Origin of the sequence: Lentzea aerocolonigenes (assembly GCF_000955955.1) — a bacterium.
Classification (GTDB): domain Bacteria; phylum Actinomycetota; class Actinomycetes; order Mycobacteriales; family Pseudonocardiaceae; genus Lentzea; species Lentzea aerocolonigenes_A.
Genome location: NZ_JYJG01000296.1, coordinates 1 through 16,398, shown reverse-complemented (window position 1 = coordinate 16,398; position 16,398 = coordinate 1). Strand labels below are relative to the sequence as shown.

At 67.5% G+C, this 16,398-nt stretch carries 19 protein-coding genes; 13 read left to right on the top strand and 6 right to left on the bottom strand.

Annotation, left to right across the window (positions count from 1 at the left end; all coding sequences use genetic code 11):
- Positions 1-78: 78 nt before the first annotated feature.
- The 10 genes from UK23_RS33750 to UK23_RS33705 all read left to right on the top strand — a co-directional run bounded on the left by UK23_RS33750 (position 79) and on the right by UK23_RS33705 (position 7,845).
- Positions 79-1,344 (top strand): Gfo/Idh/MocA family protein, encoded by a 1,266-nt coding sequence (locus UK23_RS33750; RefSeq protein ID WP_045315777.1) that lies wholly within the window; start codon positions 79-81, stop codon positions 1,342-1,344.
- 10 nt (positions 1,345-1,354) lie between these two features.
- The gene (locus tag UK23_RS33745; protein WP_052685299.1) at positions 1,355-2,620 is read left to right on the top strand and encodes an ABC transporter substrate-binding protein; all 1,266 of its coding nucleotides are present in this window, start codon (positions 1,355-1,357) and stop codon (positions 2,618-2,620) included.
- Positions 2,620-3,435: a sugar ABC transporter permease gene (locus tag UK23_RS33740; RefSeq protein WP_330770406.1), complete on the top strand. Its 816-nt coding sequence runs from the start codon at positions 2,620-2,622 to the stop codon at positions 3,433-3,435. The genes UK23_RS33745 and UK23_RS33740 overlap by 1 nt, the downstream gene beginning before the upstream one ends.
- Entirely contained in the window at positions 3,432-4,259 is an 828-nt protein-coding gene (locus UK23_RS33735; RefSeq protein ID WP_045315776.1) for a carbohydrate ABC transporter permease, read from the top strand. Before UK23_RS33740 ends, UK23_RS33735 begins: the two co-directional genes overlap by 4 nt.
- Positions 4,256-4,726: a hypothetical protein gene (locus UK23_RS53065; protein WP_045315775.1), complete on the top strand. Its 471-nt coding sequence runs from the start codon at positions 4,256-4,258 to the stop codon at positions 4,724-4,726. Before UK23_RS33735 ends, UK23_RS53065 begins: the two co-directional genes overlap by 4 nt.
- A gap of 5 nt (positions 4,727-4,731) precedes the next feature.
- Positions 4,732-5,778 (top strand): Gfo/Idh/MocA family protein, encoded by a 1,047-nt coding sequence (locus tag UK23_RS33725; protein WP_045315774.1) that lies wholly within the window; start codon positions 4,732-4,734, stop codon positions 5,776-5,778.
- A 40-nt stretch (positions 5,779-5,818) separates the two neighbouring features.
- Positions 5,819-6,340, top strand: coding sequence for a hypothetical protein (locus UK23_RS33720; RefSeq protein ID WP_156213576.1), 522 nt, complete (start codon positions 5,819-5,821; stop codon positions 6,338-6,340).
- 140 nt (positions 6,341-6,480) lie between these two features.
- A complete protein-coding gene (locus UK23_RS33715) occupies positions 6,481-6,684 on the top strand; it encodes a cold-shock protein (RefSeq protein ID WP_045315772.1) in 204 nt (67 codons plus the stop codon).
- A 79-nt stretch (positions 6,685-6,763) separates the two neighbouring features.
- Entirely contained in the window at positions 6,764-7,336 is a 573-nt protein-coding gene (locus UK23_RS33710) for a hypothetical protein (protein WP_045315771.1), read from the top strand.
- Entirely contained in the window at positions 7,333-7,845 is a 513-nt protein-coding gene (locus UK23_RS33705; protein WP_231114804.1) for a hypothetical protein, read from the top strand. The genes UK23_RS33710 and UK23_RS33705 overlap by 4 nt, the downstream gene beginning before the upstream one ends.
- Positions 7,846-7,848: 3 nt before the next feature.
- Here the strand turns inward: UK23_RS33705 and UK23_RS33700 are convergent, their stop codons facing one another.
- Positions 7,849-8,295 carry a hypothetical protein gene (locus UK23_RS33700; protein WP_156213575.1) on the bottom strand — a complete coding sequence of 149 codons (447 nt, stop codon included), beginning with the start codon at positions 8,293-8,295 and terminating at the stop codon, positions 7,849-7,851.
- A gap of 120 nt (positions 8,296-8,415) precedes the next feature.
- On the opposite strand from UK23_RS33700, the gene UK23_RS33695 reads away from it, so the two are divergent.
- Together UK23_RS33695 and UK23_RS33690 are read left to right on the top strand one after the other, a co-directional pair.
- Positions 8,416-8,997 (top strand): DUF4328 domain-containing protein, encoded by a 582-nt coding sequence (locus UK23_RS33695; RefSeq protein WP_045315769.1) that lies wholly within the window; start codon positions 8,416-8,418, stop codon positions 8,995-8,997.
- On the top strand, positions 8,994-9,677 hold the full coding sequence (locus UK23_RS33690) for a DUF4328 domain-containing protein (RefSeq protein ID WP_045315768.1): 684 nt from the start codon (positions 8,994-8,996) through the stop codon (positions 9,675-9,677). The genes UK23_RS33695 and UK23_RS33690 overlap by 4 nt, the downstream gene beginning before the upstream one ends.
- On the opposite strand, the gene UK23_RS33685 is transcribed toward UK23_RS33690, so the two are convergent.
- From UK23_RS33685 to UK23_RS33665, 5 genes are all read right to left on the bottom strand, one after another.
- Positions 9,640-10,215 carry a TetR/AcrR family transcriptional regulator gene (locus UK23_RS33685; protein ID WP_045315767.1) on the bottom strand — a complete coding sequence of 192 codons (576 nt, stop codon included), beginning with the start codon at positions 10,213-10,215 and terminating at the stop codon, positions 9,640-9,642. The two genes, UK23_RS33690 and UK23_RS33685, sit on opposite strands and share 38 nt — an antisense overlap.
- Positions 10,212-12,137, bottom strand: a complete 1,926-nt coding sequence (locus tag UK23_RS33680; protein WP_045315766.1) for a YhgE/Pip family protein — start codon at positions 12,135-12,137, stop codon at positions 10,212-10,214. Before UK23_RS33680 ends, UK23_RS33685 begins: the two co-directional genes overlap by 4 nt.
- Positions 12,134-12,766 (bottom strand): ATP-binding cassette domain-containing protein, encoded by a 633-nt coding sequence (locus UK23_RS33675; protein WP_045315765.1) that lies wholly within the window; start codon positions 12,764-12,766, stop codon positions 12,134-12,136. The genes UK23_RS33680 and UK23_RS33675 overlap by 4 nt, the downstream gene beginning before the upstream one ends.
- Before the next feature lie 78 nt (positions 12,767-12,844).
- Positions 12,845-13,768, bottom strand: coding sequence for a GNAT family N-acetyltransferase (locus UK23_RS33670; protein ID WP_045315764.1), 924 nt, complete (start codon positions 13,766-13,768; stop codon positions 12,845-12,847).
- A gap of 11 nt (positions 13,769-13,779) precedes the next feature.
- Complete coding sequence (locus UK23_RS33665; RefSeq protein WP_045315763.1) at positions 13,780-14,613, bottom strand: class I SAM-dependent methyltransferase; 834 nt, start codon at positions 14,611-14,613, stop codon at positions 13,780-13,782.
- Positions 14,614-14,792: 179 nt separating this feature from the next.
- On the opposite strand from UK23_RS33665, the gene rpsA reads away from it, so the two are divergent.
- Complete coding sequence (rpsA, locus tag UK23_RS33660; protein ID WP_045315762.1) at positions 14,793-16,283, top strand: 30S ribosomal protein S1; 1,491 nt, start codon at positions 14,793-14,795, stop codon at positions 16,281-16,283.
- Positions 16,284-16,398 lie beyond the last annotated feature (115 nt).

Genomic DNA, 16,398 nt, shown 5'->3' with positions numbered 1-16,398 from the left:
AAACGTTTTCGGCGAACTCTTGACGAGGTCAGGGCCGGTGCGGCTAGCGTGTGGAAACCGTTTACCGGGGAGGTTGTGATGGCCCGCAGGCGCTACGCCGTGGTCGGCACGGGATCGCGGGCGGAGCGGCACATCCACGCCATCGCGGTCGAGCACGCGGACACCTGTCAGCTCGTCGCGTTCGCCGACGTGAACCGCACCCGGATGGACGTCCACAACGACCGGCTCGTTCAACTAGGGGTCGAGCCGGTTCCCACGTACGACGCCGGCGACTTCCTCAAGATGCTGGAGGAGCAGCGGGTCGACGTGGTCGTGGTGACCACTGTCGACCGCTTCCACGACATGTACGTCGTGGAGGCGCTCGACGCAGGCCGTGACGTCGTGACCGAGAAGCCGATGACGACGGACGTGCCGTCTGCCGGCAAGATCCTGGACGCGGTGCACCGCAACGACGGCAACGTCACCGTCACGTTCAACTACCGCTACAACCCGATCCACGAGAAGGTCCGCGAGCTGCTGGCGGACGGCGCTGTCGGCGAGATCGGGTCGGTGCACTTCGAGTGGCTGCTCGACACCCGGCACGGCGCCGACTACTTCCGCCGCTGGCACCGCGACAAGGCCAACTCCGGCGGCCTGATGGTGCACAAGGCGACGCATCACTTCGACCTGCTCAACTGGTGGGTCGGGTCGACACCGGACACCGTGTACGCGCACGGCCGCTTGTTCTTCTACGGGGACGAAAACGGCGCGCGGCACGGTTACGCGGACGACGAGCGGTTCGCGTTGAAGCTGGAGCAGAACGAATGGCTGAAGAAGCTGTACGTCGACGCTCAGCACGAAGACGGGTATCGCCGCGACCAGAACCCGTTCGAGCCGGGTGTGTCCATTGAGGACGACATGTCGGTGATCGTGCGCTATGTCAGCGGCGCGAACCTGACGTACCACCTCACGGCCTACTCGCCGTGGGAGGGCTACCGGCTGATGGTCAACGGCAGCAAGGGCCGTCTCGAGCTCGAAGTCGTCGAGAACTCCTGGGTGTCGAGCCAGAACCCGACCGTGCACGGCGTCAACGCCAACCCCGAGGACGGGTGGGCGAAGCTGTCGGTGCAACGGCTGTTCGAGGAGCGGGAAGAGATCCCGCTGGAGTACGACCGGGACGGTCACGGCGGTGCCGACCAGCGCATGGTCGACGCGCTGTACGGGCCGCCTGGACAGGAAGATCCGTTGGGACGCAAGGCAACGCACTACGACGGCACGCTCTCGCTGCTGACTGGTTTCGCCGCCAACCGCAGCTTCGAGACCGGGGAACCGGTCCGCGTCGTCGACGTCATCGATCTCCGATGAGAGGAGACCTGTGGAAGCGCACAAGATTGTGGGCTTACTGCTGTGCACGGCGCTGGCGGCATCCGGTTGTGGCAGTTCGAGCAGCAGTGGTCAGACCGAGATCCGGTTCATCTGGTGGGGCAACGACGACCGCGCCAAGGTGACCAACGAGGCGGTGAAGCTGTTCGAGAGCCGCAACACGAACATCAAGGTCTCCACGTCGTTCCAGAACTTCCAGAACTACTTCGAGAAGCTCTCCACCGAGATCGCGGGCGGCAACGCGCCGGACGTGATCCAGATGGACTACCGCTACCTCAACGAGTACGCGGGCCGCAACGTGCTGCTCGACCTCACCCCGTACGTGGGCAAGGAAATTCGCACCGCGGACTGGGACCAGGGCTTCATCGGCAGCGGCAAGCTCAAGGGCAGGCAGGTCGCGATGCCGTTGGCGCAGAACTCCACCACGATCGTCTACGACCCGAAGCTGTTCACGGCGGCCGGTGTCGCCGAACCGAAGATCGGCTGGAGCTGGGCCGACTACAAGGAGATCGCGGGCAGGATCCAGGCGAGCACCGGCGGCAAGGTCGCGGGTTCCACGGACTTCGGCGGCACCGAGGACGTCTTCGAGACGTGGCTGCGGCAGCGCGGCAAGGCCCTCTACACCGACGACGGCGAGCTCGGGTACTCCAAGGACGACCTGAGGGCGTTCTGGCAGCTGTCCAAGGACTTCCGCGACTCGAACGCCACCACGCCCGCCGAGCTCGTCACCACGTTGAACGCCGGTGCGGAGCAGACCCCGATGGGCAAGAGGCTCTCCGCGTCCGAGCACAGCTACGACAGCCTCTACGGCGGCTACAACACGGTCCGCCCGGACGAGCTCAAGCTCGGCCCGTACCCCAGTGACAGCTTGGAAGTCCTCGGCTCGTACCGCAAACCGTCGCAGCTGATCAGCGCGTCGGCCCGCACCAAGAACAAGGACGCGGCGGTCAAGCTGATCGACTTCCTGCTGAACGACCAGGACGCGGGCAAGATCCTCGGCGCGAACCGCGGCCTGCCCGCGAACCTGAAGATCCGCGAGTCCGTGGCGCAGAACCTCAGCGGTGCCAACAAAGTCATCTTCGAGTACCAGAAGTCCGTTGATGCCGAGCTCGGCGACGCTCCGGCCGCGCCGCCGAAAGGTGACGGCACGATCTACAAGCTGATGCAGCGCAAGCACGAGGAGGTCGTCTTCGGGAAGAAGACGATCGACCAGGCGTTGGACGAGTTCTGGCGTGACGCGGAAGACGCGCTGAAGTAGTGCCGTACCTGTTCCTCACACCGTGGTTGCTCGGCGCCATCGGTCTCACCGTCGCGCCGATGGTCGTGTCGCTGTACCTGTCGTTCACCGACTACGACCTGTTCAACGAACCGCACTGGGTCGGGTTCGACAACTACGCCAAGCTCTTCGGCGACGATCCGCGCTACCTGGACTCGGTCGTCGTCACGTTGAAGTACGTGGTGTGGTCGGTGCCGTCGAAACTGCTGCTCGCCCTGGCCGTCGCGTTGCTGCTGAACTCGTTGCGCGGCAAGGGACAGGCGTTCTTCCGCTCCGCGTTCTACGCGCCGTCGCTGCTGGGCGCGTCGGTCGGGCTGGCGCTGGCGTGGCGGGCGATCTTCGACACCTGGGTCGACACGCCGGACTACGCGCTGATCACCATCGTGCTGCTGTCGGCGTGGCAGTTCGGTGCGCCGATGGTGATCTTCCTGGCCGGGTTGCAGCAGATTCCGCGCGACCTGTTCGACGCGGCGGCCGTGGACGGCGCGGGCTGGTGGCGGCGGCTGTGGTCGATCACGCTGCCGATGTTGTCGCCGGTGCTGTTCTTCAACCTCGTGCTGGAGACGATCCACGCGTTCCAGGCGTTCACGCAGGCGTTCGTGGTGAGTGGCGGGCGGGGCGGACCGGCCGACTCGACGTTGTTCTACACGCTGTACCTGTACGAGCGCGGGTTCACGGAGTTCCGCATGGGCTACGCGTCGGCGATGGCGTGGGTGCTGCTGGTGGCGATCGCGGTGGTCACGGCGGTGCTGTTCCGGACCTCGCGGTACTGGGTGTTCTACGGAGACGAGCGATGAAGCGGGCTGGGGTTTTCGTGCTGTGCCTGGCCGCACTGGCGTTGGTGCTGTACCCGATCGTGTGGTTGATCTCGGCTTCTTCGACGCCGGTCGAGGACCTCGTGGCGAACCTGCGCTCGCTGTTTCCCGGGCGCGTGACCGCAGAGGGCTACGCGGGTGCGTTGGAGGGTGCGGGAGGGGAACCGTTCTGGACGTTCCTCGGCAACTCGACGATCGTGGCGAGCGGTGCGGTGATCGGCAACGTCGTGTCGTGCTCGCTGGCGGCCTACGCGTTCGCCCGGCTGCGGTTCCGGCTGAGCGGGCCGCTGTTCGCGTTCGCGCTGGTCACGATCATGCTGCCCGCGCACGTCACGCTGATCCCGCAGTACGTGGTGTTCCAGCAGCTCGGCATGATCGACACGTTCGTGCCGCTGATCCTGCCGAAACTGCTGGCGACGGACGCGTTCTTCGTGTTCCTGATGGTGCAGTTCATGCGCGGGATTCCGCACGAGCTGGACGAGGCCGCGAAGATCGACGGGTGCGGTCCGATCCGCAACTACCGGTACGTCGTGCTGCCGTTGTCGCGGCCGGCGATGGTGACGACCGCGATCTTCACGTTCATCTGGACCTGGAACGACTTCTTCTCGCAGCTGATCTACCTGTCGTCGACCGAGAACTACACGATCCCGATGGGGCTGCGGCTGTTCATCGACCAGACGTCGTCGTCCTCGTACGGGCCGATGTTCGCCATGTCGGTGCTGTCGCTGGTGCCGATCGGACTGTTCTTCCTGGCGTTCCAGCGGTTCCTGGTCGCGGGCGTGGCCACGACGGGGTTGAAGGGATGAACCGGCTGGAGACGCTCGCGGACGCCCTGCTGGTGGGGCTGTTCGTGTTCGTCGCCTCGCTGCCGCTGGTGACGGCGTACTCGGCGTTCGGGGCGGGGTGCGCCGTCCTTCGCGGCGATCTTCCGGTGCGCAGGTTCTGGTCGCTGCTGCGCGTGCAGTGGGCGCCGGGGGTGGTGTTCGCGGTGCTGTGGGCGGTGCTCGTGGTGGACGTGCTGCTGGTGGTCGCGGTGATGCCCGCGCCCTGGTTCGTGCGCGGCGGAGTACTGCTGGCGTCGGCGTCCATTGGGGCCTTTCTTCTTGATCAAGCGCGTCTCGGATGGCGCGGCGCATTGAAATTCGAAGCACCTCGGCCGATGCTGATGGCCGCGTTGGTGGTCGCCGGTGTGCTGGTGTGGGCCCTGCCTCCGCTGGCGCTGGTGATCGGCGGACCCCTGGCGCTGGCTGCGGAGTCCACCCGAGAAGGGTGAGGACGATGCGTGTTGCGCTGGTCGGCGCGCGTGGGCACGGTGCACGGCACGTGGAGAACCTGCTCCGGCTGGGCCACGACGGGCTCGCGACCTTCGTGGGTGTCGTGGACGTGGCCGATGTCGACGTGCCGGTGCCTTCGTACCCGGATCTGCCGTCGTTGGCCGCTGAGCTGCACCCCGAGATCGTGGTGATCTCCTCGCCCCCGTCGACGCACCGCGATCTGGTGCTGTCCGCTTTCGCGCTGGGCTGTGACGTGCTGGTGGAGAAGCCGGCGGTGCTGTCGGTGGCGGACTTCGACGAGATCACCTCGGTCGCCGCCGAGCGCGGGCTGGTGTGCCAGGTCGGGTTCCAGGCGCAGGGGACCGGGTCGTACCGCCGGCTGTGCTCGTTGATCGGGTCGGGTGCGCTCGGGGACATCTCGGGCATCGGAGCGGCCGGGCGTTGGGTGCGCTCGGACTCCTACTACGAGCGGGCCGCGTGGGCGGGGCGGCAGGGCGAGGACGGGACGCTGGTGAACCCGTTCGCGCACGCCCTGCAGAACGCTCTGCTGCTGGCCGACGTCGAGGAACGCACGGACATCGGTGTCGAGCTGGAGCTGTTCCGTTGCCGCGAGACGATCACCGCGGACGACACGGCCTGTGTGCGCGTCACGGCCGATGGCGCGCCTCCGGTGGTGGTCGCGACGACGCTCTGTGCGTCGACATCGTTGCCACCGGTCGTGCTCGTGCACGGCTCGTTGGGTCAGGCCGTGTGGTGGTACGACGACGACAGGCTGACGGTGAACGACCACAAGATGGCGGTTGCTCCTCCTGTGGATCTTCTGGAGAACCTCATCCGGCACCGGCAGACCGGCGAACCGCTCGTAGCGCCGCTGGCAGCCGCGCGCGCGTTCACGTCCGTCGTCGAGGAGTGCGGCAAGGCGGACGTGCCGCTCGTGCCCGCGCGTCGCGTCACCGACCGGGTGGTCCTGGACGGCATCGACGAGGTCGTCGTGCGTGCCGCGGAGAAGATCGCGACCTTCACCGAGCTGGGCTGCGGTTTCGGGCGGTAGTCTCCCGCGCGGGTCCACCAGTGTTCGGGGAGTTGTGGCGTTGGACACCTACATCGACTTGAAGGACGTCCGGCTGACCGGCTACGTCAGCCAGGGCCTCATCGCGCTGTCCGCCCTCGAGTCGGTCTGGGGCACGATCACGGACTGGCAGGGCGGCTCCTCCTCGTGGAGCTTTCTCGCCATCGTGCTGGTCGTGCCCGCGGGGGTGGCGTCCCTGTTGTGGTTCCGCGGCGTCACGCACAACGCCGAGGCGATCGCGCTGCACGGCGTGCGCACGCCGGCGCAGGTGTGGCGCGCCAGCGACCCGGCCCAGCGCGACATCCCGTTCGACGAGCGCGTGGCCAGCCCGCTGATCAGGCCGTGGCAGTACACGCTCCTCGCGATGGTGGGCTGCGACATCTTCGAGTCGCTGCTGCTCGACACGCCCGCCTACGTGGTGTTCTCGACCCTGTCCACGCTGGCCTCGGTGGGGGCCGCCGGGCTGGCCTGCTACCTGATCTTCCGGGTCTCGTCGATGCAGCGGAAGTTCGCGGTGCCACAGCCCCGTGGGCGCCGCGGCTGACGTGCGATAGACTGTGGCGTAGGTTGCGGTTTTGTGTTCGTTCTCCTTCTTTGCGGTCGGAGAGGTCGGCTCACGACCAAACCACGGGGCAGTCGCACAGTGCGGCTCGCTCTTGTTTTTGCATTGAAGGAGTAGCAGTAATGGCCAACGGCACCGTCAAGTGGTTCAACGCCGAAAAGGGCTTCGGCTTCATCGCCCCCGAGGACGGCGGCGCTGACGTCTTCGTCCACTACTCGGCACTGAACGGCAGCGGCTACCGCAGCCTCGAAGAGAACCAGCGCGTCACGTTCGACGTCACGCAGGGCCAGAAGGGCCCGCAGGCCGCGAACGTCACGGCTCTCTGAGCTGAGCTTTGAGAAGCAGGGCCTCCGGGTGTTCCCGGGGGCCCTGTTTTCGTGTGAGCGGGTTCACTAGCCTGGCCCGATGCCGTTGCTCGGTCCAGCTGACCCGCTGCCGCACGTGCCCCGGCGCATCCTCGTCGCCGGAAACGCCGGCTCCGGCAAGTCCACCCTCTGCCGCCGCATCGCCGAACATCGTGACCTGCGCCGAGTGGAGCTCGACAGCCTCTACTGGGGTCCGCGGTGGACTCCGAGGCCCGAGTTCCGGACCGAAGTCGCCGCCTTCGCCGAGGAGACCCACTGGGTCACCGAGTTCCAGTACAACGAGGTGCGGCGCGAGCTGCTGGCCCGCGCGGACACGCTCGTCTGGCTCGACCACCCGTTCTCGACGGTGATGGGGCGGCTCGTGAGTCGCACGATCAGACGTCGCGCGGGTGGGGTGGAGTTGTGGAACGGTAACCAGGAACCGCCGCTGTGGTCGGTGTTCACGGACTCCGAGCACATCCTGCGGTGGGGCTGGAAGACCTACCGGCGCAACCGGACCAGGGTGCTCGAGCTGGTCGACGAGGTCGTGGTCGTGCGGTTGCGCGGGCAGGGGCAGGTGGAGCGGTGGCTGGCCGGGCCGCTGGCGTCGGTCGGGGAGGAGCGTGCTCGGTGAGAACGGCTCTGGTGCTCGGCGGAACGGGGATGCTGGCCGGATGTGCACAGAAGCTGGTCGAACGCGGGTGGCAGGTCGTGCTGCCGTCGCGGACCCAGCCGTTGATGGCCGACGACGGGCCTGGACGGGCGGCGCGCGCGTCGCTGCACAAAGGGCACCGGCCCACCTGGGTCAGGGCCGACTGGGCCAAGCCCGCCGAGCTGGCCTCCGAGGTCGAGTACGAGCTTCGAGGCCGACGAGTGAACCTGCTGGTCGCTTGGGTGCACGACAACTACCGCACAACCGTCCTCCGAGCCGTGCAGCACCTACTGGCTGAGGACGCTCCGGTGGTGGAGGTGCACACGGGCGGGCCGGTGCCGGACCCGGTGCTGCCGAACCCGACGCAGCAGGTCCACCTGGGCCACTTCACGCACGACGCCGCGCAGCGCACGAGCCGTGCCGTGCTGGAGGCCGTCGAACGGGCGTTGGAAGGGCGGGCGCCCTCGCTGCACCACGAGGACGCCCGCTGACCGCTACTTGGCGACCTTCGTCCGGCCGATCTCGGCCTGCACCTTGATGCCCGCCGTCAGGGTGAGGAACTGACGGATCACCATGTCCTCGTTGCGGATGTCGGCGACCTTCTTCTTGGTCTTCGTGGTGAACGTGAACTCCTCGACCGCCGGCGGCGCGATCTCGGCGACCTTCTGGAAGTCCTTGCTGAAGTCCACGACGACCGTCGTGCCGTCGAGCACCTGCAGCAGGTAGTCGGCGGGCTCGGTGGACGCGAAGCCCTTCTGGAACTTGCCGGTGACCTTGATGCCGTCAGCCGTCTCCTCGAAGTCGAGGGTGCCGTCGGCGGGCGAGAACAGGGCCTCCTGGAAGTCGGCGGTGGCCGTCACGGGCTCGGCGGCGAGTGCCGGGGAGGTCGTGAGGGCGCAGCAGGCCAGAATCGCGACGAGGACGCTCAGCGGTTTCGACATGACTTCGTTCGTACCGTCGGCCATTTAGCCCCGCACGACCAAACACATCGCTCGATCGGGCGTTGAGGTTGTACGCTCCGCGCCGACGTCGGGGGACGTGCACGTTTCGTGGGGGAATCAATGAGTGAGATCAGGCCTGCGCATGGCCTGGGCACTGCTGCGGCCGCGGTCATCGCGGTCACCGCGGGCCTTCAGGTCGTGACGGCCGTCGTGGTGTGGATGTCCGTGGACGAGGCGGCGGCCGCGGTCGTCGACCTGGCCACGTTGTGGGTGAACGCCCTGGCCGCGGTGCTGTTCGTCACCTGGATGTACCGGGTGCGGGCCAACTCCGACGTCATCACGTCCGCGCACCAGCACCGCTACAAGAACATGTGGGTGGTCCTGGGGTGGATCATCCCGTTCGGGAACCTGGTCATCCCGTTCGTGGTGATGCAGGACATCTGGCGCGGATCCGACCGGACGCAGCCGATGGTCGGCCTCCAACAGCGTCAGAAGAGCGGCCTCGTCACCGCCTGGTGGCTCTGCTACATCGGGTCGAACGCGCTGGCCCTCGTGGCCGCTCGGAGCGCGTGGGACGACTACGCGCTGGTGTACACGCTGTCCGCGGTGGTCGCGGTCGCGGCGGCGACACTCGCCGCACGGATGATCAAGCAAGTCAACGCGATGCAGGTCGCGGTACCAATTCACCTGGGGGAATCATGAACACCGAATCGTTCAGACCGGTGCGCGGCATCGGCATCGCCGCGTCCGTCCTCATCGGACTGGACGCCGTCTTCTCCGTCCTGGACGGGATCGCCTCGCAGCGCACCGCCGACGTCGTGCGGGAGTACGCCGCCGGCAACGCCACGATGGAAGACGCGCATGCGGCCGACGCCTTCACGGCGCTGGTCAGCCTGCCGGGTCTGGTCGTGACGCTCGCGGCGGCCGTGACGTTCATCGTGTGGATCTACCGGTCGCGGCTCAACGCCGAGCGGGTCACCTATGCCGTGGAGCACCGGCACTCGCGCGGGTGGGCGATCGGGTCGTGGTTCACGCCGATCGTGAACCTCTGGTTCCCGGCGCAGATCGTCCAGGACGTCTGGCGCGCCTTCGACCCGGCCCAGCAGGACCGTCCGCTGCAGGCTCGCGCCAAGAGCGGCTTCATCGCCGTCTGGTGGACGGGTTACCTGGCGATGTCGTGGGTCGGTGGAGTGATGGGCCGGCTCGTGCTGCGCGACTCGGACCTGGACGCCGTCGCCAGCTGGACGTGGGTGACGACGGTGGTCACGATCATCGCAGCCGTGCTGGCCGTCGTGCTGGTCAAGCGGTTGACCGACCTGCAGGACCAGACCAGGCCGCAGGAGCTCAGCGGGCCTGTCCAAGTCCACGTACCAGGTGCATGACGGAATCCCGCACCTGAGCCCGTGACCGCTCCGGCTGGAACACCTGCCAGTCCAGCGCGATCACGAGCAACGTGCCGAACAACGCCGCCGACGCGGTGCCGACCTCGACCCCTTCCGGCAGGCGGCCCGCGTCGGACAGGCGCTTCATCTGACCGCGCACGATCGACACGATGTCGTCGCGCAGCAACGAGAGAGTGCCGTGCCACTGGCCCGGCGTGCGCCACAGCTCGGAGACGAGCAGCTGGCCGAACGCCGGATATTCGGCCCAGAAGCCGAGCATCTCGTCGACCAGCGCCTCCAGCGAGTTCTCGGCCTCCTCGGCCGACCGCAGCCGGCCGGCGAGGATCTCGACCCCGTGCCGCAGAAGGGCTTCCACCAGCGCGTCCTTCGACGCGAAGTTGTAGTAGATCGTCCCCTTGGCGACACCCGCCTCCGCGGCGATCTCGTCGACCGTCACCGACGCGGCGCCCCGTTCGCCGACCAGCTTCAACGCCGCGTCGAAGAGCTTCTGCTTGGTCGCGGTCGTCCGGGCGCTCACAGGACGAGCTCCGGCTTCAGCTTGGAAGGTGTCCACACCCGCTGCTTGTAGGCCGCCACGGACGACAAGGCTAGGGCCCCGACCAGCCACGCGAGAAGGATCAAAGCGTCCTGCCCCACGCTGCCCAGGTCGCCGCCGTACATCAGATGGCGCAGGCCGTCGACCGCGTAGCCCATCGGCAGGCCGTAGTGCAGCGGGTAGAGCGGCACCGGGATCGTCTGCCACGGGAACGTGCCGCCCGCGCTGACCAGCTGCAGGATCAGCAAAATCAATCCCAGGAACTTGCCCACGGCACCGAACGCGGCGTTCAGCGCGTGCAGGATCGCCACGAACGTCAGCGACATCAGCACGAGGAACCCGAACGTGCCGAAGGGGTTCGACGGCTCGATGTCCACCACGAACCGCACGACCGAGAACATCACGAGCACCTGCACGATGCCGAGCAACGCACCCGGCAGCCATCCGCCCAACGCGACCCGGAGCGCCGACTGGCCGGCGGCGAGCGCACGGCGTGAGAGCGGACGCAGCAGCAGGAAGAGCACGAACGCGCCGATCCACGTTGCCAGGCCGAGGAAGAACGGTGCCAGGCCGGCGCCGTAAGTGGCGGCCTTCGTCTGCGACAGGCCCTTCACCGCCACCGGGTCACCGATGGCCTGGGCGATGGCCGCGCGCGTCGGGTCGTCCGCGTTGGGGATCTTGTTCACGCCGCCGGACAGGCCGTTGCTCAGCTCCGCCGCACCGCTCGCGACCTTGGTCGCACCGTCCTTGAGCTGCGGCGTGCCGGTCGCGGCCTTCTGCAGGCCGTCGCGGAGCTGGGCGTTGCCGTCGGCGAGCTTCGTGGCGCCGTCGTCGAGCTTGCCGATGCCGGTGACGAGACCGGGCATCTTCGCCGAGAGCTGCTCGGCGCCGTCCGCGACCTGGTCCGCGCCGTTCGCGAGCTTGCGCAGATCACCAGCGGCGCCCTGCACCTTGCCGTTCGCGTCGTCGACCGGCTTGCGGACCTGGGTGATCGTGCTCATCACCTGCTGCACCTGGGCTTCGGTGAAACCCAAGGCGCGCAAGTGGTTCGCGACGTCGCCGTTCGCCTGGTCGAGCACGCCGACCAGCGCCTGGGCCTTCTTCGCGTACTCCTCGGCCTGGGTCGCGGCGGTCTCGTTGCCGTTCGCGACCTGACGCGCGCCGTCGGCGATCTTCTGCGCGCCGGCGGGGAGTTGTGCGGTCTGGGAGCGGAGCTCGTGCGTGCCGTCCCGCAGCTGCGCAGCGCCGTTGGCGGCGGTGACGGCACCGGTGGAGAGCTGCTGGACACCGCCGTCGAGCTCACCGATCTTGTCGCGCAACGTGGCGCTGCCGTCCGCGAGCTGCTTGGCGCCGTCTGCCGCCTTGGTCGTCTCCTCGCGGATCGTGGAGAAGCCCAGCAGCAGCTTGTCGGCGGCCTCGGTGGAGACCTTCGCGGTGACGGCGCGGCGCACCTCGGAGACGACCTGGTTCGCGATCGTGCTGCCCAGGTAGTTGTTGGCGTCGTTGGTGGTCAACGTCAGCACGCCCTGGCGGGGCTTGTTCTGCTCGGCGGACGTGAGCGCCTCGGAGAAGTCCTCCGGCAGCGTCAGGGCGAAGATGTACTTGCCCTTGCGCACGCCCTCGTCGGCCTCGTCCGTGTTGTCGACGACCTGCCACTTGAACTTGTTGCCCTTGAGCAGCTCGTCGCCGACCTCCTTGCCGGCGTTGAGGTCCTTGGCGCCCTTGTCCTTCACGACCAGGGCGGCCGGGACGTTGTGCAGGTTCGAGTACGGGTCCTTGTTGGCGTACAGGTAGAGCGACGCGTACAGCAGAGGCACGAGCGCCAGAGCCAGGACGGCGAGCTTGGGGAGCTTGCCGGACGTGATCCGGCGAAGTTCGTTGAAGGCCATGCGAAGGGCGCTCATGCGGTGATCTCCATCTTGGTGTCGTTGTTGTCCTCACCAAGGCGCGCGTGCGGGATGTCGAGGATGTGGGCCGAGGAGTTCGAGCACAGGGCGACCACGGACCGTTCGGGGGTCACGTAGTTGTGCGCCAAGGCGAACCACTCGCGCGGGTTGGGGTGGTAGCGGTCCGGGCAGTCGAGGACGAGTGCGGTGACGCCGGGGCGTTCAGAAGCCAGTTCGAGCATCACGGCGCAGCGTGTGTGTGCCGGCACGTGCTCGAAGCGCTTGTTCGCGTGCTCGTCGGCGGCGTGCTCGACCAACCAGTCGTGCACCGCCTTCTTGCCTGAACGCATGCCGTTCATCGCGAGCTCTTCGCCTACGACGGCGGCCAGCGTCAGCGCTTCCTCCGGCTCGTTCACCTCGGGGGCGTCGACCAGGACGACCTGCTTGCGCAGGATCTTCGAGTCCGGCGACACCGTGCCCGTGGAGGGCTTCATGCGGCCGGAGAGCAGCAGGCCGAGCGCGGTGTGACCGGTGCCGGGCTCGCCCGCGACCAGCGTGAGCTCGCCCGGCTTCACGGTCAGCGAAGTCGGGCGGAGCAGAGGACCATGTCCCCCGTTGACGCCTGCGCGACTTGCGTGGATCTCCACGGCTTTACCTTCCGTTTAAACTGACCGGTCAGTACAAATTCTTGCGCAGACTTCGGTCGGCGGCAAGTCGGACATAGGTCACCTAAGGGCTGCGGCGGGGCGTACTTCCCAGACGGTCCACAGCGGCCGGTAGCCCTGACGGGGCCAGAAGACGCTGCTCAACGGGTTCGGCGGGTTGTAGTAGAGGTACGTGCCGACCGCGCCCATCCGGTGAAGCTCCTGGTGGGCGTACGCGACGAGCTGCTGGCCGATGCCGGTGCCGCGGGCTCCCGGCAGCACGGAGACACAATTCACATAGCCCCAGCGGCCGCGGGGAAGCCTCGTGGCGGCCATCGTGCCGGGTTCGGACGACACGATCGCGCACTCGGCGAGCGCGACCGCGATGCCGTCCCGTTCGGCCAGCCAGATGGGGCTCGCGTTGGCGAGACGTTCGGCGAGGGCGCGTTGTTTGACGGCTCGCGCTTCCGGCCGGACGATCGTGCCGCCGACGAACGACGAGTACTCCAGTTCTGCCAGTGACAGCTCCAGCACGCTGTCCAGGTCGTGCGGGGTGGCGCGGCGGATCGTCAGCGTGCGCGGGACTCGCGGCTGGGGAGTCCTCAGCCGCACGGCGAGCACGGACAGCGGCACCAGCCCGTGGTCGAGGAACGCGCGCGCCGCTCTCGTGTCACGGCTCGGCCAGTGCACCACACACGCGCTGTCCTCGTCGTCTGGCTGGTGCGTGTCCAGGTGCCGGCGGAAGCGGGTGAGCAGCGCGTCCATGCCCTGCGAGCTGCCGACCAGCGGCAACAGCTCCCACACGTGCGCGGTGGACCAGAGCCGGATGGTGGAGTGCTCTTCGTAGGTCTTGTGGCTGATGACCCCGGCGACGCGCGCGCCGTCCGCGAGCGCGGCCGTGATGACATGGCCGTCGGTGGGTGGTTCGACGGCCGACGGGAGCAACGGGTCCAGTGAGGTGAACCGAGCCGACTGGGCCGCCACGAGTCCGCGTGCCGAGGTCATGGCCGATGAGATTACGACGCCAGGCGCGTGCGGAAGATCGCGGTGCCGGGGAAGAGCTTGCCCCGCAGCGGGCTCCACTGGCCCCAGATCCGGGTGTGGCCCTGCGGCCACTCGGGCTCGACGAGGTCTTCGAGCGTGAAGCCGGTGTTCGTGAGGGCCCGGACGTAGTCGCCGAGGGTGCGGTGGTGCTCGACGTACACGGCGTGGCCCTCGCCGTCGACCTCTACATAAGGAGTGCGGTCGAAGTACGACTGCGTGACGGTCAGGCCGAGCGGGCCGGGGTCGTCCGGGAAGATCCAGCGCATCGGGTGGTTCACGGCGAACACCCAGTCGCCGCCGGGCTTGAGGACGCGTGCGATCTCGCTGAAGACCTCCTGGACGTCGGCCACGAACGGAACCGCGCCGAACGCCGAGCAGGCGGCGTCGAAGGAGCCGTCCGCGAACGGCAGCTGGTCGGCGCTGGCCTGCACGAGCGGGACCTGGATGCCGGTGCTGTCGTTGTGCTCGCGGGCGTGCCGGAGCATGCCCGCGGAGATGTCGAGCGCGGTGACGTTCGCCTTGTTGGCTTTGAGCCAGCGGGCGCACGGAGCGCTGCCGCAGCCCACCTCGAGGATGTTCCGACCAGCGACTTCACCGAGGAAGTGGGTCTCATCCTCGCGCAGGCCCTCCGGGCACCAGACGAAGTCGGCCGCGCCCAGGAAGTCACCGTGCGTCTCGTGGTAGTCGTCGGCGTCCGCGTCCCACCAGACGCGGTTCGCCAGGCGTGACTCCGCGGCGTCCGCCCCGCGCTTGACGATGCCGGCCGTGCCGAGCGCTTGCTCCGCGCTCGCGTGCTGGTTGGACACACTGCTCCTTCACATGGGGGCTGGTTTGCTCACAGCTCTCGCGGCCGCGTACGATAACGCCCGCGTAGTGGGTTAGTGCTGCCCATGATCCAGAACGGTCGGGGATTCAGGTTGCTGCGATGCTGCGCGCGCACCACTACCACTCATTAATGCCAATCCGTACCGGAGCCACCTACCTAATGTCCACCGACACCACCACCGCCCCCGTTGCCGCTGCGCCCAAGCAGGTCGCGATCAACGACATCGGGACGGAGGAGGACTTCCTCGCTGCTATCGACAAGACGATCAAGTACTTCAACGATGGCGACATCGTCGAAGGCACGATCGTCAAGGTCGACCGGGACGAGGTCCTGCTCGACATCGGCTACAAGACCGAGGGCGTCATCCCCTCGCGTGAACTGTCGATCAAGCACGACGTCGACCCCAACGAGGTTGTCAAGGTTGGTGACGAGGTCGAGGCACTTGTTCTCCAGAAGGAGGACAAGGAAGGCCGCCTGATCCTCTCCAAGAAGCGCGCCCAGTACGAGCGCGCGTGGGGCACCATCGAGGCCCTCAAGGAGAAGGACGAGCCGGTCAAGGGCACCGTCATCGAGGTCGTCAAGGGTGGTCTCATCCTCGACATCGGCCTCCGCGGCTTCCTCCCCGCCTCCCTCGTCGAAATGCGTCGCGTCCGCGACCTCCAGCCGTACGTCGGCCGTGAGCTCGAGGCGAAGATCATCGAGCTGGACAAGAACCGCAACAACGTGGTCCTGTCCCGCCGCGCGTGGCTCGAGCAGACCCAGTCCGAGGTCCGCAGCGAGTTCCTCAACCAGCTGCAGAAGGGCCAGGTCCGCAAGGGCGTCGTGTCCTCGATCGTCAACTTCGGTGCCTTCGTGGACCTGGGTGGCGTCGACGGTCTCGTCCACGTCTCGGAGCTGTCCTGGAAGCACATCGACCACCCGTCCGAGGTTGTCGAGGTCGGCCAGGAAGTCACCGTCGAGGTCCTCGACGTCGACATGGAGCGCGAGCGCGTCTCCCTGTCGCTGAAGGCCACGCAGGAAGACCCGTGGCGCCAGTTCGCCCGCACCCACGCGATCGGCCAGATCGTGCCGGGCAAGGTCACGAAGCTGGTTCCGTTCGGTGCGTTCGTCCGCGTGGACGAGGGCATCGAGGGCCTGGTCCACATCTCCGAGCTGGCCGAGCGCCACGTGGAGATCCCGGAGCAGGTCGTCCAGGTCGGCGACGACGTCATGGTCAAGGTCATCGACATCGACCTCGACCGCCGTCGCATCTCGCTGTCGCTCAAGCAGGCCAACGAGGGCTTCACGGTCGACACCGAGTTCGACCCGACCCAGTACGGCATGGCCGCCGAGTACGACGACCAGGGCAACTACATCTACCCCGAGGGCTTCGACCCGGAGACCCAGGAGTGGCAGGACGGCTTCGACAAGCAGCGTGAGGAGTGGGAGCGCCAGTACGCCGAGGCGCACACTCGTTACGAGGCCCACATGAAGCAGATCCGCAAGGCCGCCGAGGCCGAGGAAGAGGCTTCGGCCGAGGGTGCGGGCAACTACACCTCGGGCGGCGACGCTCCTTCCGCTTCGGTCGGCGCGCCGGCTCAGTCCGGTGGCACGCTGGCTTCCGACGAGCAGCTCGCGGCGCTCCGCGAGAAGCTGTCGGGCGGCATGTGAGCTAGTACGTGAAGAGAGCCCCGCACTTCGGTGCGGGGCTCTTTCGCGTTGGTGGGCTTTGGCGTCTGCAAGTACCGAGCCTTTTCCATCTTCATGATCGGGTGCGTTGTTCGAG